27 protein-coding genes are annotated in these 24,602 nt (G+C 65.2%); 17 read left to right on the forward strand and 10 right to left on the reverse strand.

Annotation, left to right across the window (positions count from 1 at the left end):
- The first annotated feature begins 102 nt into the window (after positions 1-102).
- Positions 103-1,839: an arginine--tRNA ligase gene (gene argS / locus POF53_RS24275; protein ID WP_498969799.1), complete on the forward strand. Its 1,737-nt coding sequence runs from the start codon at positions 103-105 to the stop codon at positions 1,837-1,839.
- A 1-nt stretch (position 1,840) separates the two neighbouring features.
- Positions 1,841-2,545, forward strand: a complete 705-nt coding sequence (locus tag POF53_RS24280; RefSeq protein WP_096049169.1) for an SPOR domain-containing protein — start codon at positions 1,841-1,843, stop codon at positions 2,543-2,545.
- 39 nt (positions 2,546-2,584) lie between these two features.
- Here the strand turns inward: POF53_RS24280 and POF53_RS24285 are convergent, their stop codons facing one another.
- Positions 2,585-3,010 (reverse strand): NINE protein, encoded by a 426-nt coding sequence (locus POF53_RS24285; protein WP_023630210.1) that lies wholly within the window; start codon positions 3,008-3,010, stop codon positions 2,585-2,587.
- A gap of 158 nt (positions 3,011-3,168) precedes the next feature.
- On the opposite strand from POF53_RS24285, the gene POF53_RS24290 reads away from it, so the two are divergent.
- Positions 3,169-3,819, forward strand: a complete 651-nt coding sequence (locus POF53_RS24290; protein ID WP_203648508.1) for a C40 family peptidase — start codon at positions 3,169-3,171, stop codon at positions 3,817-3,819.
- A 182-nt stretch (positions 3,820-4,001) separates the two neighbouring features.
- On the opposite strand, the gene POF53_RS24295 is transcribed toward POF53_RS24290, so the two are convergent.
- On the reverse strand, positions 4,002-4,997 hold the full coding sequence (locus POF53_RS24295; RefSeq protein ID WP_232854901.1) for a type IV pilus twitching motility protein PilT: 996 nt from the start codon (positions 4,995-4,997) through the stop codon (positions 4,002-4,004).
- A gap of 65 nt (positions 4,998-5,062) precedes the next feature.
- On the opposite strand from POF53_RS24295, the gene POF53_RS24300 reads away from it, so the two are divergent.
- From POF53_RS24300 to POF53_RS24340, 9 genes are all read left to right on the forward strand, one after another.
- A complete protein-coding gene (locus tag POF53_RS24300; RefSeq protein WP_203648512.1) occupies positions 5,063-5,749 on the forward strand; it encodes a YggS family pyridoxal phosphate-dependent enzyme in 687 nt (228 codons plus the stop codon).
- Between the two features lie 38 nt (positions 5,750-5,787).
- The gene (gene proC / locus POF53_RS24305; RefSeq protein WP_498969802.1) at positions 5,788-6,606 is read left to right on the forward strand and encodes a pyrroline-5-carboxylate reductase; all 819 of its coding nucleotides are present in this window, start codon (positions 5,788-5,790) and stop codon (positions 6,604-6,606) included.
- A 10-nt stretch (positions 6,607-6,616) separates the two neighbouring features.
- Entirely contained in the window at positions 6,617-7,207 is a 591-nt protein-coding gene (locus POF53_RS24310; protein WP_254465008.1) for a YggT family protein, read from the forward strand.
- Between the two features lie 88 nt (positions 7,208-7,295).
- Complete coding sequence (metX, locus tag POF53_RS24315) at positions 7,296-8,435, forward strand: homoserine O-succinyltransferase MetX (RefSeq protein WP_498969804.1); 1,140 nt, start codon at positions 7,296-7,298, stop codon at positions 8,433-8,435.
- A 7-nt stretch (positions 8,436-8,442) separates the two neighbouring features.
- Complete coding sequence (metW, locus tag POF53_RS24320; RefSeq protein ID WP_011531735.1) at positions 8,443-9,063, forward strand: methionine biosynthesis protein MetW; 621 nt, start codon at positions 8,443-8,445, stop codon at positions 9,061-9,063.
- Between the two features lie 25 nt (positions 9,064-9,088).
- Complete coding sequence (locus tag POF53_RS24325) at positions 9,089-9,523, forward strand: DUF4426 domain-containing protein (protein ID WP_028689126.1); 435 nt, start codon at positions 9,089-9,091, stop codon at positions 9,521-9,523.
- Positions 9,520-10,116, forward strand: a complete 597-nt coding sequence (gene rdgB / locus POF53_RS24330) for an RdgB/HAM1 family non-canonical purine NTP pyrophosphatase (RefSeq protein ID WP_232854897.1) — start codon at positions 9,520-9,522, stop codon at positions 10,114-10,116. The genes POF53_RS24325 and rdgB overlap by 4 nt, the downstream gene beginning before the upstream one ends.
- Positions 10,113-11,291 carry a radical SAM family heme chaperone HemW gene (gene hemW, locus POF53_RS24335; protein WP_498969807.1) on the forward strand — a complete coding sequence of 393 codons (1,179 nt, stop codon included), beginning with the start codon at positions 10,113-10,115 and terminating at the stop codon, positions 11,289-11,291. Before rdgB ends, hemW begins: the two co-directional genes overlap by 4 nt.
- 9 nt (positions 11,292-11,300) lie before the next feature.
- The gene (locus tag POF53_RS24340; RefSeq protein WP_011531731.1) at positions 11,301-11,627 is read left to right on the forward strand and encodes a DUF3392 family protein; all 327 of its coding nucleotides are present in this window, start codon (positions 11,301-11,303) and stop codon (positions 11,625-11,627) included.
- 632 nt (positions 11,628-12,259) lie between these two features.
- Here the strand turns inward: POF53_RS24340 and trmB are convergent.
- The 4 genes from trmB to POF53_RS24360 form a co-directional block, all read right to left on the reverse strand.
- Positions 12,260-12,982: a tRNA (guanosine(46)-N7)-methyltransferase TrmB gene (gene trmB, locus POF53_RS24345; RefSeq protein WP_110735367.1), complete on the reverse strand. Its 723-nt coding sequence runs from the start codon at positions 12,980-12,982 to the stop codon at positions 12,260-12,262.
- Positions 12,983-12,991: 9 nt separating this feature from the next.
- Positions 12,992-13,804: a thiazole synthase gene (locus POF53_RS24350; RefSeq protein ID WP_232854895.1), complete on the reverse strand. Its 813-nt coding sequence runs from the start codon at positions 13,802-13,804 to the stop codon at positions 12,992-12,994.
- A gap of 65 nt (positions 13,805-13,869) precedes the next feature.
- The gene (gene thiS, locus POF53_RS24355) at positions 13,870-14,070 is read right to left on the reverse strand and encodes a sulfur carrier protein ThiS (protein WP_232854894.1); all 201 of its coding nucleotides are present in this window, start codon (positions 14,068-14,070) and stop codon (positions 13,870-13,872) included.
- 102 nt (positions 14,071-14,172) lie between these two features.
- Positions 14,173-14,544 (reverse strand): DUF423 domain-containing protein, encoded by a 372-nt coding sequence (locus POF53_RS24360; protein WP_232854893.1) that lies wholly within the window; start codon positions 14,542-14,544, stop codon positions 14,173-14,175.
- 64 nt (positions 14,545-14,608) lie between these two features.
- On the opposite strand from POF53_RS24360, the gene mtgA reads away from it, so the two are divergent.
- Positions 14,609-15,319 (forward strand): monofunctional biosynthetic peptidoglycan transglycosylase, encoded by a 711-nt coding sequence (mtgA, locus tag POF53_RS24365; protein WP_498969810.1) that lies wholly within the window; start codon positions 14,609-14,611, stop codon positions 15,317-15,319.
- Between the two features lie 154 nt (positions 15,320-15,473).
- On the opposite strand, the gene rpoH is transcribed toward mtgA, so the two are convergent.
- The 4 genes from rpoH to ftsY form a co-directional block, all read right to left on the reverse strand.
- Entirely contained in the window at positions 15,474-16,328 is an 855-nt protein-coding gene (rpoH, locus tag POF53_RS24370; protein WP_050707365.1) for an RNA polymerase sigma factor RpoH, read from the reverse strand.
- 111 nt (positions 16,329-16,439) lie between these two features.
- A complete protein-coding gene (gene ftsX, locus POF53_RS24375) occupies positions 16,440-17,468 on the reverse strand; it encodes a permease-like cell division protein FtsX (protein WP_232854892.1) in 1,029 nt (342 codons plus the stop codon).
- Complete coding sequence (gene ftsE / locus POF53_RS24380) at positions 17,465-18,136, reverse strand: cell division ATP-binding protein FtsE (protein WP_011531723.1); 672 nt, start codon at positions 18,134-18,136, stop codon at positions 17,465-17,467. Before ftsE ends, ftsX begins: the two co-directional genes overlap by 4 nt.
- A complete protein-coding gene (gene ftsY / locus POF53_RS24385; RefSeq protein WP_498969813.1) occupies positions 18,133-19,794 on the reverse strand; it encodes a signal recognition particle-docking protein FtsY in 1,662 nt (553 codons plus the stop codon). Before ftsY ends, ftsE begins: the two co-directional genes overlap by 4 nt.
- Before the next feature lie 234 nt (positions 19,795-20,028).
- Here ftsY and POF53_RS24390 point away from each other — a divergent pair, with 234 nt between their 5' ends.
- Genes POF53_RS24390 through POF53_RS24405 form a run of 4 tightly spaced genes read left to right on the forward strand, consistent with a single transcriptional unit; the run spans position 20,029 to position 24,537 of the window.
- A complete protein-coding gene (locus tag POF53_RS24390; protein ID WP_203648545.1) occupies positions 20,029-21,384 on the forward strand; it encodes a M16 family metallopeptidase in 1,356 nt (451 codons plus the stop codon).
- On the forward strand, positions 21,377-22,870 hold the full coding sequence (locus POF53_RS24395; RefSeq protein WP_498969816.1) for a M16 family metallopeptidase: 1,494 nt from the start codon (positions 21,377-21,379) through the stop codon (positions 22,868-22,870). Before POF53_RS24390 ends, POF53_RS24395 begins: the two co-directional genes overlap by 8 nt.
- On the forward strand, positions 22,870-23,484 hold the full coding sequence (gene rsmD, locus POF53_RS24400; RefSeq protein WP_203648556.1) for a 16S rRNA (guanine(966)-N(2))-methyltransferase RsmD: 615 nt from the start codon (positions 22,870-22,872) through the stop codon (positions 23,482-23,484). Before POF53_RS24395 ends, rsmD begins: the two co-directional genes overlap by 1 nt.
- Before the next feature lie 60 nt (positions 23,485-23,544).
- A complete protein-coding gene (locus tag POF53_RS24405; RefSeq protein ID WP_498969818.1) occupies positions 23,545-24,537 on the forward strand; it encodes a hydrolase in 993 nt (330 codons plus the stop codon).
- The last annotated feature ends 65 nt before the right edge of the window (positions 24,538-24,602 follow it).

Below are 24,602 nucleotides of genomic sequence, written 5' to 3' on the forward strand. Positions count from 1 at the left end.
GGCCAAAAGGTTGGCAACCCGCCCCCGGCAACGGATAATGCCCAGTTTTTCCACCTGCGCATCGAAGCGCTCCACCGCGCTTGCGGTCGAAAAGAGAATCCCATGAAAGACACCATTCGCCAGCTGATCCAGCAAGCCCTCACCCAACTCGCCACCGACGGTGTGCTGCCTGAAGGGCTGACGCCGGCGATCCAGGTGGAAAACGCCCGGGACAAGACCCACGGCGACTTCGCCAGCAACATCGCCATGATGCTGGCCAAGCCGGCCGGCATGAAGCCGCGCGATCTGGCCGAGAAGCTGATCAACGCCCTGCCGAAAAGCGACGACATCAGCAAGGTCGAGATCGCCGGCCCCGGCTTCCTGAACTTCTTCCAGAACACCGAGGCCCTGGCCAACCGCCTCGACGCCGCCCTGGCCGACGAGCAACTGGGCGTGCGCAAGGCCGGCCCGGCCGAGAAGGTGGTGATCGACATGTCGGCGCCGAACCTGGCCAAGGAGATGCACGTCGGCCACCTGCGCTCGACCATCATCGGCGACAGCGTGGCCCGCGTGCTGGAATTCCTGGGTGATAACGTCATCCGCCAGAACCACGTTGGCGACTGGGGTACCCAGTTCGGCATGTTGATGGCCTACCTGCAGGAAAACCCGATCACCAGCGATGAGCTGTCTGACCTGGAAAACTTCTACCGCGCAGCGAAAAAGCGCTTCGACGAGTCTGAAGAATTCGCCACCCGCGCCCGCGGCCTGGTGGTCAAGCTGCAGGCCGGCGACCCGGACTGCCTGGCGCTGTGGACGCGCTTCAAGGACATCTCGCTGTCGCACTGCCAGAAGACCTACGAACTGCTCAACGTCAAGCTGACCATGGCCGACGTGATGGGCGAGAGCGCCTACAACGCCGACCTGGCCAACGTGGTCGCCGACCTCAAGGCCAAGGGCCTGCTGGTCGAGGACCAGGGTGCCCAGTGCGTGTTCCTCGATGAATTCAAGAACGCCGAGGGCGAGCCACTGCCGGTGATCGTGCAGAAGGCCGACGGCGGCTACCTGTACGCCACCACCGACCTGGCCGCCGTGCGCTATCGCAGCAACAAGCTGCAGGCCGACCGCGCCCTGTACTTCGTCGACCAGCGTCAGGCCCTGCACTTCAACCAGGTGTTCGAAGTGGCCCGTCGCGCCGGCTTCGTCGGCCATCCGATGAAGATGGAGCACATGGGCTTCGGCACCATGAACGGCGCCGATGGCCGCCCGTTCAAGACCCGTGATGGCGGTACCGTCAAGCTGATCGACCTGCTCACCGAAGCCAAGGACCGCGCCTACGCGCTGGTCAAGGAGAAAAACCCGTCGCTGGCCGAGGACGAACTGCGCCACATCGGCGAGGTGGTCGGCATCGGCGCGGTCAAGTACGCCGACCTGTCCAAGCACCGCACCAGCGACTACAGCTTCAACTTCGAACTGATGCTCAATTTCGAAGGCAACACCGCGCCGTATCTGCTGTACGCCTACACCCGCGTGGCCGGCGTGTTCCGCAAGCTCGGCAAGGGCTTCGCCGAAGTCGACGGCAGCATCGTCCTGCAGGCAGCGCACGAGCAGGACCTGGCCGCGCGCCTGGCGCAGTTTGGCGAGATCCTCAACAACGTCGCCGAAAAAGGCACGCCGCACGTGCTGTGCAGCTACCTGTACGACCTCGCCGGCCTGTTCTCCAGCTTCTACGAGAACTGCCCGATCCTCTCCGCCGAAACCACCGAACAGCAGCAGAGCCGCCTGCGCCTGGCCGCCCTGACCGGCCGCACCCTCAAGCAGGGCCTGGAACTGCTCGGCCTGGAAACCCTGGAGCGCATGTAAGTTGGCTGCAAAGAAGAAACCCGCACCCAAGCGCGGCGCCAGCCGTTCCCAGCCGCCTGCCAGCAAGCAGCCGATCCCGGGCTGGGTGTGGCTGGCGGTCGGCCTGACGGTCGGCGCCTTCATCGTTTTCCTGATGAAGCTCGAGCCGGGCGGTGACGACATCAAACGCACCAAGCCCGAGCAGCACAAGCCGGAGAAAGTCGCCGAGGCGAGCAAGACCACCACGCCGACGCCACAGCAACCGGTGAAGCCGAAGTACGACTTCTATACCCTGCTGCCGGAGTCGGAAGTGATCGTGCCGCCCGAGGCCGTGCCGGAGAAAACCCCGCCGGTACCGGCGCAGCCGCCTGTGCCTAGCACGCCGGTCACGCCAGCGGAAGCGGCGAAGATCGACACCGCCCGCGCCCAGGCCGCGCTGCTGGGGCAGACGCCGCCACCGGCACCTCCGGTGATCAAGCCGGCAGCCACCACCCAGTTCTTCCTGCAGGCCGGCTCGTTCCGCAAGCAGGCGGACGCCGACAAGGTCCGCGCGCAGATCATCCTGCTCGGCCAGGCGGTCAAGGTGGAGTCGGGCACGGTCAAGGAAGAGACCTGGTACCGCGTGATGGTCGGCCCGTTCAGCAACCGTGAACAGCTGACCGTGGCGCAGAAGCAACTGGCCGGGGCAGGCTTCAGCAACCTGCTGCTGCAACAGCGGCGCCAGTAACGAGAAAGGCCTTGCCGCATTCAGCGACAAGGCCTTTTTTCATACCCGGCGACGCTCGGCGTTGACCTGGGAGATCTGGCTGTTGAGCGTCCAGAAGTCATACAGCACGCCCAGCAGGAACAGACCGCCGGTGAACAGGTAGATCAAGGCACTGATCCACTTGCCCTGGTACAGCCGGTGCACACCGAAGATGCCGAGGAAGGTCAGCAGGATCCACGCCAGGTTGTAATCCACCCCGCCCGATTCGAAGCGCATGTCCGCCTCGCGGTCCATCGACGGGATCAGGAACAGGTCGATCAGCCAGCCGATGCCCAGCAGCCCGAGGGTGAAGAACCAGATCGTCCCGGTGATCGGCTTGCCGTAGTAGAAACGGTGCGAGCCGGTGAAACCGAAGATCCACAGCAGATAGCCGAGGACCTTGCTGTGGGTGTCGTGCGAAGGGGCACCCTGTTGATAACCATTCATTCGAAGCCCTCGTGGGATAGCCGAAAATTTTCTAACGAAAAATGTGACTTTTTCGTTTTGACCCGACATATGGTACGTGGCTGAGCGACCAACGGATCAGAATTTGATCAAAAAGCTGTTATAAAGTTGCGCGCCAACACTTATAAAGAGCTTCATCTATGCCACCTTTCTTCAAGACATGGCTGACCCTCTGCCTTTTATTACCCCTGGCCGCCCACGCCACCAACCGTGAGCAACGTCTTCCAAGCGGATTCACCGGTTACACGACCAACGCCGACGCCACGGTGAAACGCGCCCCGATCCAGTACCGCAGCACCAACAGCCTGCGCGCGCGCCCGGCCAATGCGGCCAAGCAGCACGCCGTGGGCATGCAGGCGGTGGCGATGTCGCCGAAGCAGAGCAGCGAAGTGCTCAGCCGTGCGGTGAACGTGCTCGGCACGCCCTATCGCTGGGGCGGCAGCAGCCCGAAGAAGGGCTTCGACTGCAGCGGCCTGGTCAAGTATGCGTTCAACGATGTGGCGGATGTCGACCTGCCGCGCACCTCCAATGCCATGGCCCAGGGTCAGGGCGTCAAGGTGGCCAAGGGCGACCTCAAGCCAGGCGACCTGATCTTTTTCAACATCAAGAGCCGTCGGGTCAACCACGTCGCCATCTACCTGGGCAACGACCGCTTCATCCACGCGCCGCGCACCGGCAAGCGGGTGAGCATCGACAGCCTGGAGAAGCCTTACTGGCAGAAGCACTACGTGGTAGCCAAGCGCGTGCTGCCCAAGCAGCAGCAACAGGCGCTGAGCCTGGCCAAACGCTGAAACGCCCAGCAGTCCCTGTGGGAGATCGAAGGGAACCATGATTCCGCGCCCAGCGCGAACTCTGTGGGAGAGTATTAGCCGCGAAACAAGCGACGCGGAGGATGGCACCGGCTCTGCCGGTGTTCGCGGCTAAAGCCGCTCCCACAGGGACTGCGGTGCACTTTCAGTCTCTGTGGACGTTCCTAACCCACTATCAAACCCCGCGCCTCCAGCGCCTGCAGCGCCCCCTCCATCGTGCACATCCCCGCCGCCGCACCAGCCTGCATCAGCGAATGGATCTGCGCCAGGCGCCCCTCACGTATCAGGTTGCGCACCGCTGGCGTCGCCACCAGCACCTCCCGCGCCGCGACCCGGCCACCGCCTGATCGCCGCACCAGCACCTGCGCGACCACCAGCCGCAGGGCGTCAGCCAGCATGCTGCGCACCAGCGGCTTTTCCTCCGGCGCGAACACCTCCACCAGCCGGTCGATGCTGTTCACCGCCGATCGCGTATGCACGGTGGCCAGCACCAGGTGCCCGGTCTCCGCGGCGCGCAACGCCAGGCGAATGCTGTGCAGATCGCGCAGCTCGCCGATCATGATCACGTCCGGGTCCTGACGCAGGGCACTGCGCAGGGCCTGGGCAAAGTCACGGCTATGCAGGCCGATCTCTCGCTGGTTGACCAGGCTGCGCTGACTGCCGTGGATGAACTCGATCGGGTCCTCGAGCGTGACGATATGCAATGCGTATTCGCGGTTGAGCCGATCGATCAGCGCCGCGAGGGTGCTCGACTTGCCGCTGCCGGTGGCACCACCGACCAGGACCAGGCCATCCCGGTACCGGGAGATGATTTGAAACACATGCACCAGATCAAGTGCCTCCAGACAGGGCACGCTCGCGGGGACCAAACGTACGCTGGCACTCGGACCATTGCGCTGGCGGAACAGGTTCAGCCGAAAACGCCCCAGTCCATCCAGGCTCACCGCCAGGTCCAGCTCATCCCCGGCCGCCCACTGCCGCCGCTGCTCGCTATCAAGCAGACCCGCCATCCCGTTTTCCAGCGCCCCTGTCGTCAGCAGCGCAAGGTCCAGGCGCTGCAACACCCCATCCACACGCAGCAGCGGCTGCTCGCCAGCAGCCAGATGCAGGTCGCTGGCACCGGCAGCCAGGGCCCGGCCCAACAGGTCGGTCACATCCATGAGACTCCCCAACGGCGATCAAGCAGGTAGAATGCCGCTGACCCCAAAGCCGTCGGCGACGAACCATGTCCACCCTAGCAGACAACATTGGCGCCATTGCCACCCGCATCGACAGCGCGGCCAGGGCCGCCGGACGCGACCCGGCCAGCATCCAGCTGCTGGCGGTGAGCAAGACCAAGCCCGCCAGCGCCATCCGCGAGGCCTTTGCGGCCGGGCTGCGCGATGTGGGCGAAAACTACCTTCAGGAAGCCCTGACAAAACAACAGGCGCTTTCCGACCTGCCCTTGATCTGGCACTTCATCGGCCCCATCCAGTCGAACAAGACCAAGGCCATCGCCGAGCATTTCGACTGGGTACATTCCGTGGACCGCCTGAAGATCGCCCAACGCCTCTCCGAACAACGCCCTGCCGGCCTGGCGCCGCTGAACGTCTGCCTGCAGGTCAACGTCAGCGGCGAGGACAGCAAGTCCGGCTGCATGCCCGCCGAGCTGCCGGCCCTGGCCCAGGCGGTGAACGCCCTGCCCGGCCTGCGCCTGCGCGGCCTGATGGCGATTCCGGAGCCGACCGAGGACCGCGCCGAGCAGGAGGCCGCCTTTGCCATCCTGCGCCAGCTCCAGGAGCAGCTGGGCCTCGGCCTGGACACCCTGTCGATGGGCATGAGCCACGACCTGGAAGCCGCCATCGCCCAAGGTGCGACCTGGGTCCGCATCGGCACCGCCCTGTTCGGCGCCCGCGACTACGGACAGCCCTGAATCCATGCTTAACTCACTCTTTCCTTCAAGGACCTGACATGAGCAAGACTCGTATTGCCTTTATCGGTGCCGGCAACATGGCCGCCAGCCTGATCGGCGGCCTGCGTGCCCAGGGCCTGGACGCCGCGCAGATCCGCGCCAGCGACCCGGGTGCCGAAACCCGTGCACGGATCCAGGCCGAGCACGGCATTGATGCCTTCGAAAGCAACGCCCAGGCCATCGAGGGCGTGGACGTGATCGTGCTGGCGGTCAAGCCGCAGGTCATGAAGGCGGTCTGCGAAACGCTGAAGCCGAACCTCAAGCCCGGCCAACTGGTGGTGTCCATTGCCGCCGGCATCACCTGCGCCAGCCTGCAAGCCTGGCTGGGCGCGATCCCGGTGGTGCGCTGCATGCCCAACACTCCGGCGCTGCTGCGCCAGGGTGTCAGCGGCCTGTATGCCACCAGGGAAGTGTCGACCGAGCAGCGCCAACAGGCCGAACAGCTCCTGTCGGCCGTCGGCACCGCCTTGTGGCTGGACGAAGAACAACAACTGGATGCCGTCACCGCCGTCTCCGGCAGCGGCCCGGCCTATTTCTTCCTGCTGATCGAAGCCATGACCGCCGCCGGCGAGAAACTCGGCCTGCCGCGTGAAACCGCCTCGCAACTCACCCTGCAGACCGCCCTGGGCGCCGCCCGCATGGCGGTTGCCAGCGACGTCGACGCCGCCGAGCTGCGCCGCCGCGTGACCTCGCCGGCCGGCACCACTGAAGCGGCGATCAAGTCGTTCCAGGCCAGCGGTTTCGAGGCAATCGTCGAGCAGGCACTTCAGGCCGCGGCGAAACGTTCCGCCGAACTGGCCGAACAACTGGGCAAATAAGGAGCCATTGATGAATGCATTGTCCGGCGCCGCGATCTTCGTGGTGCAAACCCTGGTCAGCCTGTATCTGGTGATCGTCCTGCTGCGCTTCGTGCTGCAGCTGGTCAAGGCCGACTTCTACAACCCGCTGAGCCAGTTCGCCGTGCGCGCCACCCAGCCGCTGCTCAAGCCGCTGCGTCGAATGATCCCCAGCATCGCCGGCCTGGACACCTCCTCGCTGCTGCTGTCGATCCTGATCCAGGCGCTGCTGATGGCCTTCGTGCTGATGGTCACCTACGGCACCTTCGGCGACATCCTGCATCTGCTGATGTGGTCGATCCTGGGCATTACCTCGTTGTTCCTGAAGATTTTCTGGGTGGCGATGATCGTCATGGTCATCGTCTCGTGGGTCGCGCCGAACAGCCACAACCCCGCCGCCGAGCTGGCCTACCAGATCAGCGAGCCGGTGCTGGCGCCGTTCCGCCGCCTGGTGCCGAACCTCGGCGGCATGGATATTTCGCCGATCTTCGCCTTCATCGCCATCCAGGTGATCCAGTCGTTCCTGATGCCCCAACTGGCGGCCTACGCCGGCATGCCGCAAGAGCTGTGGCGGATGATCTGACCCGCCCTGCATCCAGCGGCAAGCCTTTGCTTGCCGCTGGGGGTAGCGCTCTTTAGACTTACGCCTCCGTCAAGCGTGAGCAGGGTCGATGTCCACTGTCCTTCCCGAAGATTCCGTCGGTCTGGTAACACCGCAGACTGCCCGGTTCGATGAACCGCTGGCCCTGGCTTGTGGCCGCTCCCTGGCCTCGTACGAGCTCATCTACGAAACCTATGGCACCCTCAACGCCGCCGCCAGCAATGCCGTGCTGATCTGTCATGCGTTGTCCGGCCATCACCATGCCGCCGGCTACCATGCCGCCACCGACCGCAAGCCGGGCTGGTGGGACAGCTGCATCGGCCCCGGCAAGCCGATCGACACCAACCGCTTCTTCGTTGTCAGCCTGAACAACCTGGGTGGCTGCAACGGCAGCACCGGCCCCAGCAGCATCAACCCGGCCACCGGCAAGCCCTACGGCGCCGATTTCCCGGTGCTGACCGTGGAGGACTGGGTGCACAGCCAGGCGCGCCTGGCCGACCGCCTGGGGATCCAGGCCTGGGCCGCCATCGTCGGCGGCAGCCTCGGCGGCATGCAGGCATTGCAGTGGACCATCACCTACCCGGACCGCGTGCGCCACTGCGTGGACATCGCCTCGGCGCCCAAGCTGTCGGCGCAGAACATCGCCTTCAACGAAGTGGCGCGCCAGGCCATCCTTACCGACCCCGAGTTCCACGGCGGCTCGTTCCAGGACCAGGGCGTGATTCCCAAGCGCGGCCTGATGCTGGCGCGCATGGTCGGCCACATCACCTACCTGTCCGACGACTCGATGGGCGAGAAATTCGGCCGCGAACTCAAGAGCGACAAGCTCAACTACGACTTCCACAGCGTCGAGTTCCAGGTCGAAAGCTACCTGCGCTACCAGGGCGAGGAGTTCTCCGGCCGTTTCGACGCCAACACCTATCTGCTGATGACCAAGGCGCTGGACTACTTCGACCCGGCCGCAGCCCATGGCGGCGACCTGGCGGCGACCCTGGCCCACGTCACGGCGGACTACTGCATCATGTCGTTCACCACCGACTGGCGCTTCTCGCCGGCCCGCTCGCGAGAGATCGTCGACGCCCTGATGGCCGCGCGCAAGAACGTCTGCTACCTGGACATCGACTCGCCTTACGGCCACGACGCCTTCCTCATCCCGACGCCCCGCTACATGCAGGGCTTCGCGAACTACATGAACCGCATCGCCCTCTGAGGACAGCATGAGAGCCGACCTGGAAATCATCCAAGACTGGATCCCCGCCGGCAGCCGGGTCCTCGACCTGGGCTGCGGCAACGGCGAACTGCTGGCCTCCTTGCGCGAGCGCAAGAACGTCACCGGCTATGGCCTGGAGATCGACGCCGACAACATCGCCGCCTGTGTGGCCAAAGGTGTCAACGTCATCGAGCAGGACCTGGACAAGGGCCTGGGCAACTTCGCCAGCAACAGTTTCGACGTGGTGGTCATGACCCAGGCCCTGCAGGCCGTGGAGTATCCCGACCGGATCCTCGACGAGATGCTGCGGGTGGGCCGCCAGTGCATCATCACCTTCCCCAATTTCGGCCACTGGCGCTGCCGCTGGTACCTGGCGACCAAGGGTCGCATGCCGGTTTCGGACTTCATGCCGTATACCTGGTACAACACCCCGAACATCCACTTCTGCACCTTCGAAGACTTCGAGAACCTGTGCCATGAGCGCCACGCCAAGGTTCTCGACCGCCTGGCCGTCGACCGTCTGCACCGTAACGGGTTGGGCGGGCGGCTATGGCCTAATCTTCTAGGTGAGATCGGTATCTATCGGGTCAGCAGCCCGGGCCTGCAGGAGCATCAGCTCGCGGTCTGACCCTCGCGAACGGAGGAATGGGATCATGCGTCGACTAGCACTGTTTCTGATCAGCCTGTGCCTGGCCTTGCCGGTACTGGCTGCCGATGCCGCCAAGCCGGAGCGCAAGGAGGTGTTCGGCGATGTGACGGTCCATTACAGCGCCTTCACCTCGAGCATGCTGCAACCGGACATCGCCGCCGCCACGGGCCTGACCCGCAGCAAGAACCAGGGCGTGCTCAACATCGCCGTGCTCAAGGCCGAGAAGCCTTCGACAGCAGTGGTCAGCGGCACGGTGAAGGACCTGACCGGGCGCAGCAACCCGCTGTCGTTCAAGCAGATCACCGACCAGGGCGCGGTCTACTACATCGCCCAGTTCAAGATCGACCAGGCCGAGACCGTCACTTTCGATATCAACGTCGAAACCGGCGGCGTCAGTCATAAACTCAGCTTCAACCAGGAAGTGTTCCCAGGCGAATGATGAATCTTACGCAACTCGTATTGGCCAGCCACAACGCCGGCAAGCTCAAGGAACTGCAGGCCATGCTCGGCGAGTCCGTGCACCTGCGTTCGATCGGCGAATTCAGCCAGGTGGAGCCGGAAGAGACCGGCCTGTCGTTCGTCGAGAACGCCATCCTCAAGGCGCGCAACGCCGCACGCATCTCCGGCCTGCCGGCCCTGGCCGACGATTCGGGCCTGGCGGTGGACTTCCTCGGCGGCGCGCCGGGCATCTACTCGGCGCGCTACGCCGACGGCAAGGGCGACGCGGCGAACAACGCCAAGCTGCTCGAAGCGCTCAAGGACGTGCCTGAAGACCAGCGCGGCGCGCAGTTCGTCTGCGTCCTGGCCCTGGTGCGGCATGCCGACGATCCGCTGCCGATCCTCTGCGAAGGCCTGTGGCACGGCAGCATCCTGTTCGAAGCCAGCGGCAAGCACGGCTTCGGCTACGACCCGCTGTTCTGGGTCCCGGAGCGTAACTGCTCCAGCGCCGAGCTCGCCCCGGTCGACAAGAACCAGCTCAGCCACCGCGCCCGCGCCATGGCCCTGCTGCGTCAACGTCTGGGCCTGGCATGACCGAAAAGCTGTTCGTGCAACCGGCGGGCCTGATCCTTCCCGAGCTCCCGCCGCTGTCGCTGTACATCCATATTCCCTGGTGCGTGCGCAAATGCCCGTACTGCGACTTCAACTCGCACCAGGCCGGCCCGAAGCTGCCTGAAGCCGAATACATCGATGCCCTGCTGGCCGACCTTGACCAGGAACTGCCTGCCGTCCAGGGCCGCTCCATCAGCACGATCTTCTTCGGCGGCGGCACCCCCAGTCTGTTCAGCGCCGATGCACTGGGTCGCCTGCTGCGCGGAGTCGAGCAACGCATTCCGTTCGCCCCGGACATCGAGATCACCCTCGAGGCCAACCCGGGCACCTTCGAGCAGGAGAAGTTCAAGGCCTACCGGCAGACCGGCATCAACCGCCTGTCCATCGGCGTGCAGAGTTTCCAGCCCGCCAAGCTCGAGAAGCTCGGGCGCATCCACAATGGCGACGAAGCGGTGCGCGCCGCCGACATGGCCCGTGCGGCAGGCTTCGACAACTTCAACATGGACCTGATGCACGGCCTGCCGGACCAGTCGCTCGACGACGCCCTGGGCGACCTGCGCCAGGCCATCGAACTGGCGCCGACGCACCTGTCCTGGTACCAGCTGACGGTAGAGCCGAACACGGTGTTCTGGAACCAGCCGCCTGAGCTGCCCGAGGACGACATCCTCTGGGATATCCAGGAAGCCGGCCAGGCGCTGATGGCCGAGCACGGTTACCGCCAGTACGAAGTCTCGGCCTACGCCCAGGCCGGTCGTGCCGCGCGGCACAACCTGAACTACTGGCGCTTCGGCGACTTCATCGGCATCGGTGCCGGTGCCCACGGCAAACTGTCGTTCCCCGACGGGCGCATCCTGCGCACCTGGAAGACCCGCCTGCCCAAGGACTACCTGAACCCGTCCAAGCCGTTCAAGGCCGGCGAGAAGCTGCTGCCGGCCGATGAGCTACCCTTCGAGTTCCTGATGAACACGCTACGCCTCACCGACGGCGTGGAGGCCGAACTGTTCAGCCTGCGCACCGGTCTGCCCCTGGCACAACTGGCCGAAGCCCGCCGAGAATCCGAACAAAAGGGCCTTTTGCGGGTCGAACCGGATCGGCTGGCAGCCACACCGCGTGGCCAGCTGTTCCTCAACGACCTGCTGCAGTACTTCTTGAATTAAGGATGACCCATGGACCTGGTACTTGACCTGCTCTCGACCGTTTCCCGCTGGAGCCGCAGCAACCTTTCGGAAATCTCGCTGGCCCTGGTGGGCTGCCTGCTGGTGCTGTTCGGCACCGATATCAAAGGCTGGGTAGAAGGCCGTCTGGGCGGCCTGGCCGGCGCCTTGCGGGTGCCGTTCATGGCGCTGCTGGTGATGATCGGCAGCGGCGCGGCACTGATCTATGCAACGCCGTGGATCGTCAAGGGGCTGGGGCAGTTCAACAACTATGCGCTGGCACCGGTACTGCTGGTGGTGCTGGTATTGATTGGGGTCGTAGCTGATCGGCGGGGCTGAGTACTTGCTAAAAGCCGCCCTGGCGAGCCAGGGCGGCTTCTCACCCGACTAACCCTTAGCGGGCATCGTCAAAGTGATCGCGCAGGAAGTCCCTGACAGACCTGAAAACAATCAGGATCCGGATCAGCTTCCAGACGCGGCTCAGCGTATTCAGCAAACGCTTCATATGCCTTGGCCTCCGTGTTGGCTGGGCCAATCTTCCAGCGTCTGACCGGCACTTCGACGCCTTCGGAAATCGTGTGAACCATCTCCAGTGAAGCGGCCAGGTGGATGGCCCTTCGAACACTCCACCGGCGCGGTTCGTGGGCCGCGTCGAAGGGGCCGAGACAACGGATTGAATTCGTTCCCGGCCCGACACTGGAAGGAATCACATGAGAGCGGCGTGATCTTACGCTTTCTGAAAAGGTGAAGCTGTTACTCGCCCAGTCACACGTAATGCTGGATATTTCCACGATTGACGCGACCTCCAGGCAACCCTAGTATTTGAGCCGTGAACTGTCTCCAGTGAAACTGAAACACGCAGGTTGAGGATTCGTAACCCGAAGCCCGCATAAAAAAACCGCCCTTCTAAAGGCGGTTTTTTTGTACCTGCCATTTCGCAGGTTTGAAGGTCAGCTCCGAACGAACTTGGCTCAGTCCACCTTCTCGAACTTCAGATCCCACACCCCATGCCCAAGGCGCTCACCACGGCGCTCGAACTTGGTGATCGGACGCTCTTGCGGGCGCGGCACGTAGGCGCCATCAGCCGCCTGGTTGCGATAGCCGGGCGCTGCGCTCATCACTTCCAGCATGTACTCGGCATAGGGCTCCCAGTCGGTCGCCATGTGGAATACGCCACCGGGCTTGAGCTTGCGGCGCACCAGCTCGGCGAACTCCAGCTGGACGATCCGGCGCTTGTGATGACGCGCCTTGTGCCACGGATCCGGGAAGAACAGCATCAGGCGATCGAGGCTGTTGTCGGCCACGCAGCGGTTGAGCACTTCGATGGCGTCGCAATCGTAAACCCGCAGGTTCTTCAGGCCCTGGGTCAGCACGCCGTTAAGCAGTGCGCCGACACCTGGACGGTGCACTTCGACACCGATGAAGTCCAGCTCGGGCGAGGCAGCGGCCATCTCCAGCAGCGAATGGCCCATGCCGAAGCCGATCTCCAAGGTGCGCGGCGCCGAACGGCCGAACACCTGATCGTAGTCTACCGGGCTGTCGGTCAACGGCAGGATGAACAGCGGGCCGCCCTGCTCCAGGCCGCGTTGCTGGCCTTCGGTCATGCGCCCGGCACGCATCACGAAACTCTTGATGCGGCGGTGCGGGCGGGCTTCGCCGTCTTCGGTGATCGGCGTTTCTTGCGATTCAGTCATCTGGGGCTCTTACTTGATCAGACCTTCCAGCGGCGAGGACGCGCTGGCATAGAGTTTCTTCGGCATGCGCCCGGCGAGATACGCCATGCGGCCGGCAAGGATGGCGTGCTTCATGGCCTCGGCCATCAGCACCGGGTGCTGGGCGTGGGCGATGGCCGAGTTCATCAGCACCGCCTCGCAGCCCATCTCCATGGCGATGGTGGCGTCGGAGGCGGTCCCCACGCCGGCATCGACCAGCACCGGCACCTTGGATTCCTCGAGGATGATCTGCAGGTTGTAGGGGTTGCAGATACCCAGGCCGGTGCCGATCAGGCCGGCCAGCGGCATGACGGCGATGCAGCCGGCTTCGGCCAGCTGGCGGGCGATGATCGGGTCATCGCTGGTGTAGACCATCACATCGAAGCCGTCCTTGACCAGCACTTCGGCGGCCTTGAGGGTTTCGATCACGTTGGGGAACAGGGTCTTCTGGTCGGCCAGCACTTCCAGCTTCACCAGCGTCCGCTCCTCGTGGGACTTGTGGCCGTCGAGCAGCTCACGGGCCAGGCGGCAGGTACGCACCGCCTCGACCGCATCGAAGCAGCCCGCGGTGTTCGGCAGGATGGTGTACTTGTCGGGCGACAGCACATCGAGCAGGTTCGGCTCGCCCGCGTTCTGGCCGAGGTTGGTGCGACGCACGGCCACGGTGACGATTTCGGCACCCGAGGCCTCGGTGGCCAGGCGGGTTTCCTCCATGTCACGGTACTTGCCGGTGCCGACCAGCAGGCGCGACTGGAAAGTGCGCCCGGCCAGGACGAAAGGCTTGTCGCTGCGAACGTTGCTCATCGATGTTCCTCTGGAAAGGTTACGGGACTTTGGATGAATCGGCCGGATGAATCGGCGGAACGCGCTCAACCACCGCCAATGGCATGAACCACTTCGACCTGGTCGCCTTCGCTCAATCGCGTGTTCTCGTGCTGGCTGCGCGGCACGATGTCCAGGTTCAGTTCCACCGCCACCCGGCGACCGGCCAGCTCCAGCCGGCCCAGCAGCGCCGCGACGCTCTCGCCCTCGGGCAGTTCGTAAGGTTCACCGTTCAATTGAATGCGCATGCGCACGGCCACCATTGTTCTTTGGGGCCCGCATTCTAGCGCCGATCCACCCCTCAACCCAAGGGCGACGCACGCCATTAGTCGCGATTGTGGACCGTTCGGTCAGCCCAGGCGCCAGGCGGCCAGGCCCAGGCACAACCAACCGGCAAGGAAGCACAGGCCACCCAGCGGGGTGATCATGCCGAGCTTGCCCAGGCCGCTCAGGGTCAGTACGTAGAGGCTACCGGAGAACAGCAGGATACCCACGGCGAACAGACCGCCGGCCCAGCCGACCAGGCGCCCCGGCAGGTGTGCCGAGAGCACCGCCACCGCGAGGATCGCCAGGGCGTGCACCAGCTGGTAGGTCACGCCAGTGTGGAAAATCGCCAGGTAGTCGGCGCTGAGACGGCTCTTCAGGCCATGGGCGGCGAAGGCGCCGAGGGCGACGCCGGTAAAGCCGAAGAACGCGGCGAGCATCAGGAAGCTGCGAAGCATGGGACGACTCCTCGGGAGGGGTCTGTATAATGGCCCGTTCCAACGGTCCGGCCAAGCCATCACCATGCTGTCATCTCTTCTGCGCCGCCTTTCCCGCGCCCTGCTCTGGTTCGCCGCCGGCAGCGCCGCCGTGGTCCTGGTGCTGCGCTGGGTTCCACCGCCCGGCACCGCGCTGATGGTCGAGCGCAAGGTGGAGTCGTGGTTCAGCGGCGAGCCCATCGACCTGCAACGCGACTGGACGCCCTGGGAGGACATCTCCGACGAGCTCAAGGTCGCAGTCATTGCCGGCGAGGACCAGAAGTTCGCCAGCCACTGGGGCTTCGACATCCCAGCCATACAGGCGGCGCTGGCCTACAACGAGCGTGGTGGCAAGGTCCGTGGCGCCAGCACCCTGACCCAGCAGGTGGCCAAGAACCTGTTCCTGTGGTCCGGGCGCAGCTGGTTACGCAAGGGTTTGGAAGCCTGGTTCACCGCGCTGATTGAGCTGTTCTGGTCAAAGGAGCGGATTCTCGAGGTCTACCTGAACAGCGCCGAATGGGGCAAGGGCGTGTTCGGTGCCCAGGCCGCGGCACGCTACCACTTCGGCGTGGACGCCAGCCGCCTGACGCGACAACAGGCCGCACAGCTCGCAGCGGTGCTGCCGAGTCCGATCAAGTGGAGTGCCAGCCGGCCAAGCGCCTATGTGGCGAGCCGGTCGGGCTGGATTCGCCGGCAAATGAGCCAGCTGGGCGGACCGAGCTACCTGATGCAGCTGGATAGTTCGCGCAGGCTTTGAGGCCTGGCTTTCGTGGGAGCGGGCTTGCCCCGCAATAGACGATTCATCGCCACATCTGCATCGCGGGGCAAGCCCGCGCCCACGCGCCACAACACACGAAAAAGCCGCTGTCTCTTGCGAGAACAGCGGCTTTTTCACTCCAGCCAGGCGCCGATCAGATCGCGATCAGTGCCTTGACCTTGTTCATCGCGTTCTTCTCCAGCTGGCGAATACGCTCGGCCGAAACGCTGTACTTTTCCGCCAGCTCATGCAGCGTGGCCTTTTCCTCGGCCAACCAGCGCTGATAGAGGATATCGCGACTGCGATCATCCAACCCCTGCAGTGCCTCATGCAGGTTGCTGGTGGAGTTGTCGCTCCAATCGGCGTCCTCCAGTTGCACGGCCGGGTCGTAGCGGTGGTCTTCCAGGTAATGCGCGGGCGACTGGAAGGCGCTGTCGTCGTCAGCTTCGGCCGCCGGGTCGAAGGCCATGTCCTGGCCGCTCAGGCGGCTTTCCATCTCGCGCACTTCACGGGGCTCAACGCCGAGGCTTTCGGCCACGCGATGCACTTCGTCATTGTTCAACCAGGCCAGACGCTTCTTCTGGCTGCGCAGGTTGAAGAACAGCTTGCGCTGGGCCTTGGTGGTGGCCACCTTGACGATGCGCCAGTTGCGCAGGATGAACTCGTGGATCTCGGCCTTGATCCAGTGCACCGCGAAGGACACCAGACGCACGCCCATTTCCGGGTTGAAACGCTTTACCGCCTTCATCAGGCCGACGTTGCCTTCCTGGATCAGGTCGGCCTGGGCCAGTCCGTAGCCTGCGTAGCTACGGGCGATGTGTACGACGAAACGCAGGTGGGCCATCACCATTTGACGAGCGGCCTCGAGATCCTGCTCATAGTAGAGACGCTCGCCCAGATCACGCTCCTGCTCCGGCGACAGCAAGGGGATGCTGTTGACCGTGTGCACGTAGGCTTCCAGGTTTGCACCGGGAACCAGGGCATAGGCAGGTTGCAACGATGTGGTCATTCAAGTACCTCCGGCTTACAGACTCGTGCCTTGTGGGCACTGCCAGCATAGACAAGGAACCGTTGTACAAGTTCCAGGATGAAAAATTTGTCAATACTGGCCATGAAACATTTATCGCGGTGCGAGCTCGTTCAGGTGACGAGCAACGGCGATCCATGCACCGATATACCCCAACAGCACCGCCCCGATCAAGAGTGAAAGACCATCAGAGGCCGGTACGCCACCCAGGGCGAAATCACTGCCATACAGGCCGGACAGCCCGACCACCGCGTCATTCAGCCAGTTCAGGCCGAACGCCAGGATGCCCCAGGCCAGCACGCCCGCACCCAGGCCGTACAGCGCGCCCATGTACAGGAAAGGCCGGCGCACGTAGCTGTCGGTGCCACCGACGAGCTTGATCACTTCGATCTCGACCCGGCGGTTTTCGATATGTAGACGAATTGTGTTACCGATTACTAACAACAGAGCAGAAATCAGCATCACCGCCAGGCCGAAGACGAACCGGTCACCCAGCTTGAGGATTGCCGCCAGGCGCTCGACCCACACCAGGTCCAGCTGCGCCGCTTCCACCCGCGGCAACTCGGACAGGCGCTGACGCAAGGCCTCCAGGGCGGGCTTGTCGACCTCGGTCGGGGTCACCACCACCACGCCCGGCAGCGGGTTGTCCGGCAACTCGCGCAGCGCCTCACCCAGGCCCGACTGCTGCTGGAACTCTTCCAGTGCCTGCTCGCGGCTGACGTACTGGGCCTCGGCGACGCCGGGCATGCCCTTGATCTCGTCACGCAGCGCCTCGCCGTCGCGGCTGCTGGCGTCGAGCTTGAGGTACAGCGAGATCTGCGCCGCGCGCTGCCAGGAACCGCCGAGTTTCTCAACGTTCTTCAGCAACAGCGACAGGCCCATGGGCATGCTCAGCGCCACGGCCATCACCAGGCAGGTGAAGAAACTGCCGATCGGCTGCTTGCCCAGTCGGCGCAGGCTGTCGGCCAGGCTGGCGCGGTGGCTTTCCAGCCAGGCGTGCAGCAGGGTGCTGAAGTCCGGGCCATCGTCGTCGTGATCGCCACGCTTTTTCTTCGTCGGTTGTGGGTCGGCGGCTTTCGGCGCCACGCGCTCGGAAACCTTTGGTGTACGTGTGGTACTCATTGCCCGGCCTCCCCATCGCCGATCAAGCGGCCGCGTTGCAGCGTCAGCATGCGGTGGCGCATGCGCGCGATCAGCGCCAGGTCGTGGCTGGCGATCAATACCGTGGTACCCAGGCGATTGATGTCCTCGAACACGCCCATGATCTCGGCGGCCAGGCGCGGGTCGAGGTTACCGGTGGGCTCGTCCGCCAGCAGAAGGGCCGGCTGGTGGACGATGGCGCGGGCAATGCCCACGCGCTGCTGCTGGCCGGTGGACAGGTCGGCCGGGAACAGCTCGCCCTTGTCGCTCAGCGACACGCGCTCCAGCGCCGAATCCACGCGCTTGGCGATCTCGGCCTTGGACAGCCCGAGGATCTGCAGCGGCAGGGCGATGTTGTTGAACACCGTGCGGTCGAACAGCAGCTGGTGGTTCTGGAACACCACGCCGATCTGACGGCGCAGGAACGGGATCTGCGCGTTGCTGATCTGACCCAGGTCCTGCCCGGCCAAAAGCAGCTTGCCGCTGGTCGGACGCTCCATGGCCAGCAGCAGGCGCAGCAGGGTGCTCTTGCCGGCGCCGGAGTGGCCGGTGACGAACAGGAACTCGCCACGACGCGCCCGGAAGCTCAGTTCGTGCAGGCCGACGTGGCCGTTGGGATAGCGCTTGGCTACCTGTTCGAATCGGATCATGAAGGTTCCCGCTCGGCGAACAGCGCCTTGACGAAGGGTTCGGCCTCGAAGGTGCGCAGGTCGTCGATACCCTCGCCCACACCGATGAAGCGGATCGGGATATTGAACTGCTTGGCCAGGGCGAAGATGACGCCGCCCTTGGCGGTGCCGTCCAGCTTGGTCAGGGCCAGGCCGGTCAGCTCGACGCTCTGGTTGAAGTACTTGGCCTGGCTGATGGCGTTCTGCCCGGTACCGGCGTCGAGCACCAGCAGCACCTCGTGCGGCGCATCGGCGTCGAGCTTGCCGATCACCCGACGGACCTTCTTCAGCTCCTCCATCAGGTTGTCCTTGGTGTGCAGGCGGCCGGCGGTGTCGGCGATCAGCACATCGACGCCCCGGGCCTTGGCGGCCTGCACGGCGTCGAAGATCACCGAGGCCGAGTCGGCTCCGGTGTGCTGGGCGATCACCGGGATCTGGTTGCGCTCGCCCCAGACCTGCAGCTGCTCCACCGCCGCGGCGCGGAAGGTGTCGCCGGCGGCGAGCATGACCTTCTTGCCTTCGAGCTGCAGCTTCTTGGCCAGCTTACCGATGGTGGTGGTCTTGCCGGCGCCGTTCACGCCGACCACCAGGATCACATAGGGCTTGTTCTGCGCCTCGATCTTCAGCGGTTGCTCGACCGGGCGCAGCAAAGCGGCCAGTTCGTCCTGCAGCGACTTGTACAGGGCATCGGCGTCGGCCAACTGTTTGCGGGCGACCTTCTGCGTCAGGTTCTGGACGATGGTCGAGGTGGCCTCGACGCCGACGTCGGCGGTCAGCAGGCGGGTCTCGATCTCGTCGAGCAGGTCGTCGTCAATGACCTTCTTGCCCAGGAACAGGCTGGCCATGCCCTCGCCGATGCTGGCGCTGGTCTTCGACAGGCCCTGCTTGAGGCGGGCGAAGAAGCCGGGTTTGCCGGGTTCGGCTGCGACTGGAGCGGGTTCCACGGCAGCCGGAGCGGGGGCGACAGGCGCTTCTGGCTCAGGCTCGACCACAGGGGCAATCACCACCGGTGCTGGCTCGGGCACCACCACCTCAGGGGGCTGGCGCTCGGGGATAGCCGGCGGGACCTTGGGTTCCAGGTCAGGCACCAGCGCCACCGGCTCTTCCGCGACCGGCAGCACCAGGTTGCTTACAGGCGCAGGCGGTGTTGGTTCGGGCACAACCGTTGACAGGTCCGACGCATTCGCGGGCAAGCCCGCTCCCACAGAAGGCTGCGGCGTCTGAGGCACCGCGGCAGGCTCGGCCGGGACTTCTGCCGGCACAGACTGGGGTGCTTCGAGCACTACAGCGGGCTGCGGCGCCTGAGGCGCAGCGGCAGGCTCAGGTTCGGCCGTCTGGACAGGCTCGACCGGGACTTCCACCGGCACAGGCTGAGGTGTTTCGACCACCGGTGCGGTCAGCGGCGCAGCGGCGGGCTCCGGCTCGGCCGGCGCGCTTACCGGCGCAGGCTGGGGTGCCTCGGCCAGCGGAGCGGGCTGCTCGGCGGGAGGCGGCTGTACCACCGGCGCCTCAGCGGGCGGTTGGGGGGCTTGCGGCTGTTCGGCGACAGGTTGCTCCGGCTTCTTGCGGAACCAGCTGAACAGGCCTTTCTTCTCGCCAGCCGCGGCCGGCGCTTTTTTGTCGTCGTTGGAACCAAACATGGAAGACGGCTATCTCAGGGTAGCGATGCGCCAGCAGTGGTGCATCGGGAATTCTTGGGTCACGCAGAACAGACTACTGTGAAGCCAGCGGGTTCATGCGCAACGTTTTGTCGTAAGGGCCTGCGGGCCAGAACGGCGACAGGCATGGTCGCCAGGCAACCGGATCAGTATCCTAGCACCTCCTGGCCCGCCGACGCTAAACCCAAGCGGGCCGCCGAACAGGTTGAACACCGTATGAATGCTCTAGCCCGCCGCGCCGCTGGCCTGTTGCTCGGCACGTTGTGCCTGCCGCTGGCGGCCTTCGCCGCCGATGTGCAACCCACCCACGAATTCATCCTCGACAACGGCCTGAAGGTGGTCGTGCGCGAGGACCACCGTGCGCCGGTGGTGGTTTCGCAGATCTGGTACAAGGTCGGCTCCAGTTACGAGACGCCGGGCCAGACCGGCCTGTCCCACGCCCTGGAGCACATGATGTTCAAGGGCAGCGCCAAGCTCGGCCCCGGCGAGGCCTCGCGCATCCTGCGCGATCTCGGTGCCGAGGAGAACGCCTTCACCAGCGACGACTACACCGCCTACTATCAGGTGCTGGCCCGTGACCGCCTGCCGGTGGCCTTCGAGCTGGAGGCCGACCGCCTGGCCAGCCTGCGCCTGCCGGCCGACGAGTTCAGCCGCGAAATCGAGGTGATCAAGGAAGAACGCCGCCTGCGCACCGACGACCAGCCCAACGCCAAGGCCTTCGAGCTGTTCCGCGCCATGGCCTACCCGGCCAGCGGCTACCACACCCCGACCATCGGCTGGATGGCCGACCTCGAGCGCATGAAGGTCGAGGAACTGCGCCACTGGTACGAGTCCTGGTACGCACCGAACAATGCCACCCTGGTGGTGGTCGGCGACGTCAAGCCCGACGAGGTGAAAGCCCTCGCGCAGAAGTACTTCGGCCCCATCCCCAAGCGCGCCGTGCCGCCAAGCAAGTTGCCGCTGGAGCTGGCCGAGCCGGGCCTGCGCCAGCTCACCCTGCACCTGCGCACGCAACTGCCCAGCCTGGTCTACGGCTTCAACGTACCGGCCCTGGCCACGGCCAAGGATCCGCGCAGCGTCAACGCCCTGCGCCTGATCTCGGCCCTGCTCGATGGCGGCTACAGCGCCCGCATGCCGGCGCGCCTGGAGCGCGGCCAGGAACTGGTGGCCGGCGCCTCGTCCAGCTACAACGCCTTCACCCGCGGTGACAGCCTGTTCATGATCTCGGCCACGCCCAACGTGCAGAAGCACAAGACCCTGGCCGAAGTGGAGAAAGGCATCTGGCAACTGCTCGACGAGCTCAAGACCACGCCGCCGACTGCCGAGGAACTCGAACGCGTGCGCGCCCAGGTGATTGCCGGCCTGGTCTACGACCGTGATTCCATCAGCAGCCAGGCCACCACCATCGGCCAGCTGGAAACCGTCGGCCTGTCCTGGAAGCTGATCGACAGCGAGCTCGACGACCTCAAGCGCGTGACCCCGGAGGACATCCAGGCCGCCGCCCGCACCTATTTCACCCGCGAACGCCTGAGCGTTGCCCATGTACTGCCCGAGGAGTCCGCCCATGAGTGATCGCAGCGCACCGCGCTACACCTTGTTCGGCCTGGCGATCATCGTGCTGGTGGTGGCCATCGCCGCGCTGCTGGCGCGCCCGGCCCAGTCCGACAACCAAGGCAAGGCAGACACCGCGGCCCGCCCGGCCAACACCCTGCAATCGCTGGCCGAACTGGACGGCAAGGCCCCCAGCCGGCGCCAGCTGAACATCCAGCACTGGTCCACCGCCGAAGGCGCCCGCGTGCTGTTCGTCGAGGCCCGCGAGCTGCCGATGTTCGACCTGCGCGTGACCTTCGCCGCCGGCAGCAGCCAGGACGGCGGCACCCCGGGCCTGGCCACCCTGACCAACGCCATGCTCAACGAAGGCGTGGCCGGCAAGGACGTTACCGCCATCGCCGAGGGCTTCGAAGGCCTGGGCGCCGACTTCGGCAACGGTTCGTACCGCGACATGGCCGTGGCGTCGCTGCGCAGCCTCAGCGCCAGCGACAAGCGCGAGCCGGCGCTGAGGCTGTTCACCGAGGTGGTGGGCCAGCCGACCTTCCCCGAGGATGCCCTCAAGCGCATCAAGAACCAGCTGCTGGCCGGTTTCGAGTACGAGAAGCAGAACCCGGGCAAGATCGCCGGCAAGACTCTGTTCGCCAACCTCTACGGCAAACACCCTTACGCCAGCCCCAGCGACGGCACCGCCGAAACCATCCCGGGCATTACCCTGGAACAGCTGCGCGGCTTCCACGCCAAGGCCTACTCGGCCGGCAACGCGGTGATCGCCCTGGTCGGCGACCTCAGCCGCGGCGAAGCCGAAGCCATTGCCGCCCAGGTCTCCGCCGGGCTGCCAAAAGGCCCGGCCCTGGCCAAGCCCGAGCAACCGGTCGAGCCCAAGCCGGGTGCGACCCACATCGATTTCCCGTCCAAGCAGACCCACCTGATGCTGGCCGAGCTGGGCATCGACCGTAACGATCCGGACTGGCCGGCCCTGTCGCTGGGCAACCAGATCCTCGGTGGCGGCGCTTTCGGTACCCGCCTGATGAGCGAAGTCCGCGAAAAACGCGGCCTGACCTACGGCGTGTACTCGGTGTTCAGCCCGATGCAGGTACGCGGCCCGTTCATGATCAACCTGCAGACCCGCGCCGAACTCAGCGAGGGCACGCTCAAGCTTGTGCAGGACATCCTTGCCGACTACCTCAAGAGCGGCCCGACCCAGCAGGAGCTGGACGATGCCAAGCGCGAACTGGCCGGCAGCTTCCCGCTGTCCAACGCCAGCAATGCCAGCATCGTCGGCCAACTGGGCGCGATCGGCTTCTACAACCTGCCGCTGAGCTGGCTGGAAGATTTCATGCAGCAATCCCAGGCGCTGACCGTCGAGCAGGTCAAGGCCGCCATGAACAAGCATCTGGCGGCGGACAAGCTGGTGATCGTCACCGTCGGCCCGAAGGTGGCCCAGCAGCCCCTGCCGGCCCCCACTGACAAACCCGCCGAGCAACCGCTCGGCGTACCGGAGCACTAATGGCAAGACCCAACACCCCAGCGCGCCCGGCACCGGGCGCCAGCAAGGGCCCCGGCCAGCTGCGCATCATCGCTGGCGAGTGGCGCAGCCGCCGCCTGGCCGTGCCGGAAGGCGAAGGCCTGCGACCGACGCCTGACCGTGTGCGCGAGACCCTGTTCAACTGGCTGGCGCCACATATCGAAGGCGCCCTGGTGCTCGATGCCTTCACCGGCAGCGGCGCGCTGGTGCTCGAGGCGCTGTCCCGCGGCGCCGAAAACGCCGTGGCGCTGGACAGCAACCCAACGGCCATCGCCAATCTCAAGAACAACCTTGAGCTGCTGCGCTGCCCGCGCGGGCAGATCCTGCAGACCGACGCCCTGCGCTACCTTCAAGGCCCGGCCAAGCAACAGTTCGACGTGGTGTTCCTCGACCCGCCGTTCCACCAGGAGCTGCTGGCCAACACCTGCAACCTGCTGGAGCAGGGCCAGTGGCTGCGCGAGCAGGCGTGGATCTACACCGAAAGCGAAGCCGTGCCCTCTTCGCTGCCGATGCCAGGCAACTGGCGCCTGCACCGCGAGAAGAAGACCGGTCAGGTGCACTACGCGTTGTGGCAACGAGCGGGCACAGACCAATAGCGCAGGTACAGCGGCGGTGTTTCATGGCACTCTAGGCAGGCACACCACGAGTCGCCCAGCATGCCCAGCCTCACCGCCACCTTCCGCCCGGCCACCGGCCTGTCCAACCCCCACCTGCAGACACTGTGGGGGCCTCTGTGGCGCAAGCTCCCGGACCTGCCGCGCAACCGCGAGCGCCTGTGGCTGGCCGACGGCGACTTCCTCGACCTCGACTGGCACGGGCCACACCAACCCGACGCGCCGTTGGTGCTGGTGCTCCACGGCCTCACCGGCTCGTCCAACTCGCCCTACGTCAAAGGCCTGCAACTGGCCTTGCAGGGGCGTGGCTGGGCCAGCGTCGCGGTGAACTGGCGCGGCTGCTCGGGCGAGCCCAACCTGCTGGCGCGCAGCTACCACTCCGGGGCCAGCGAAGACCTGGCCGAGATCATCCGTCACCTGCGGGCGCAGCGGCCACTGGCGCCGCTGTATGCCGTGGGCTACTCGCTGGGCGGCAATGTGCTGCTCAAATACCTGGGGGAAAGTGGCTCGGCCAGTCAACTTGAGGCGGCGGTCGCGGTGTCGGTGCCGTTTCGCCTGGACCAGTGCGCCGACCGCATCGGCCTGGGATTCTCGAAGATCTACCAGGCGCATTTCATGCGCGCGATGCTGGCGTACGTGCAGGATAAGCAGCGCCACTTCAAGGACAAGGAGCAGCATGAGGGGCTGGCGACCCTCGAACGCCTGGGCCCGTTGCATAACCTGCGCACCTTCTGGGACTTCGATGGCAAGGTAACCGCGCCGCTCAATGGCTTCAGCGATGCCCATGACTACTACCGTCGGGCGTCCAGCCGCTATTACCTGGGAGCGAACCGCACGCCGACGCTGATCATCCATGCCGCCGATGATCCGTTCGTGTTCGGTCATAGCTTGCCGGCTGCGGACGAACTGGCGCCACTGACGCAGTTCGAACTGCACAGTCGCGGTGGCCATGTGGGCTTTGTCGAGGGCAGCCTGCGCAATCCGGGGTACTACCTGGAGCGGCGGATTCCGCAGTGGCTGATGGAAGGACGCTAGCCCTCATCCAGGAGCAGGGCTGGGAGAGGACTTCGTGGGAGCGGGCTTGCCCCGCGAAAGGGCCG

The sequence above is a fragment of the Mitsuaria sp. RG genome (assembly GCF_028369275.1).
GTDB classification, from domain to species: domain Bacteria; phylum Pseudomonadota; class Gammaproteobacteria; order Pseudomonadales; family Pseudomonadaceae; genus Aquipseudomonas; species Aquipseudomonas peradeniyensis.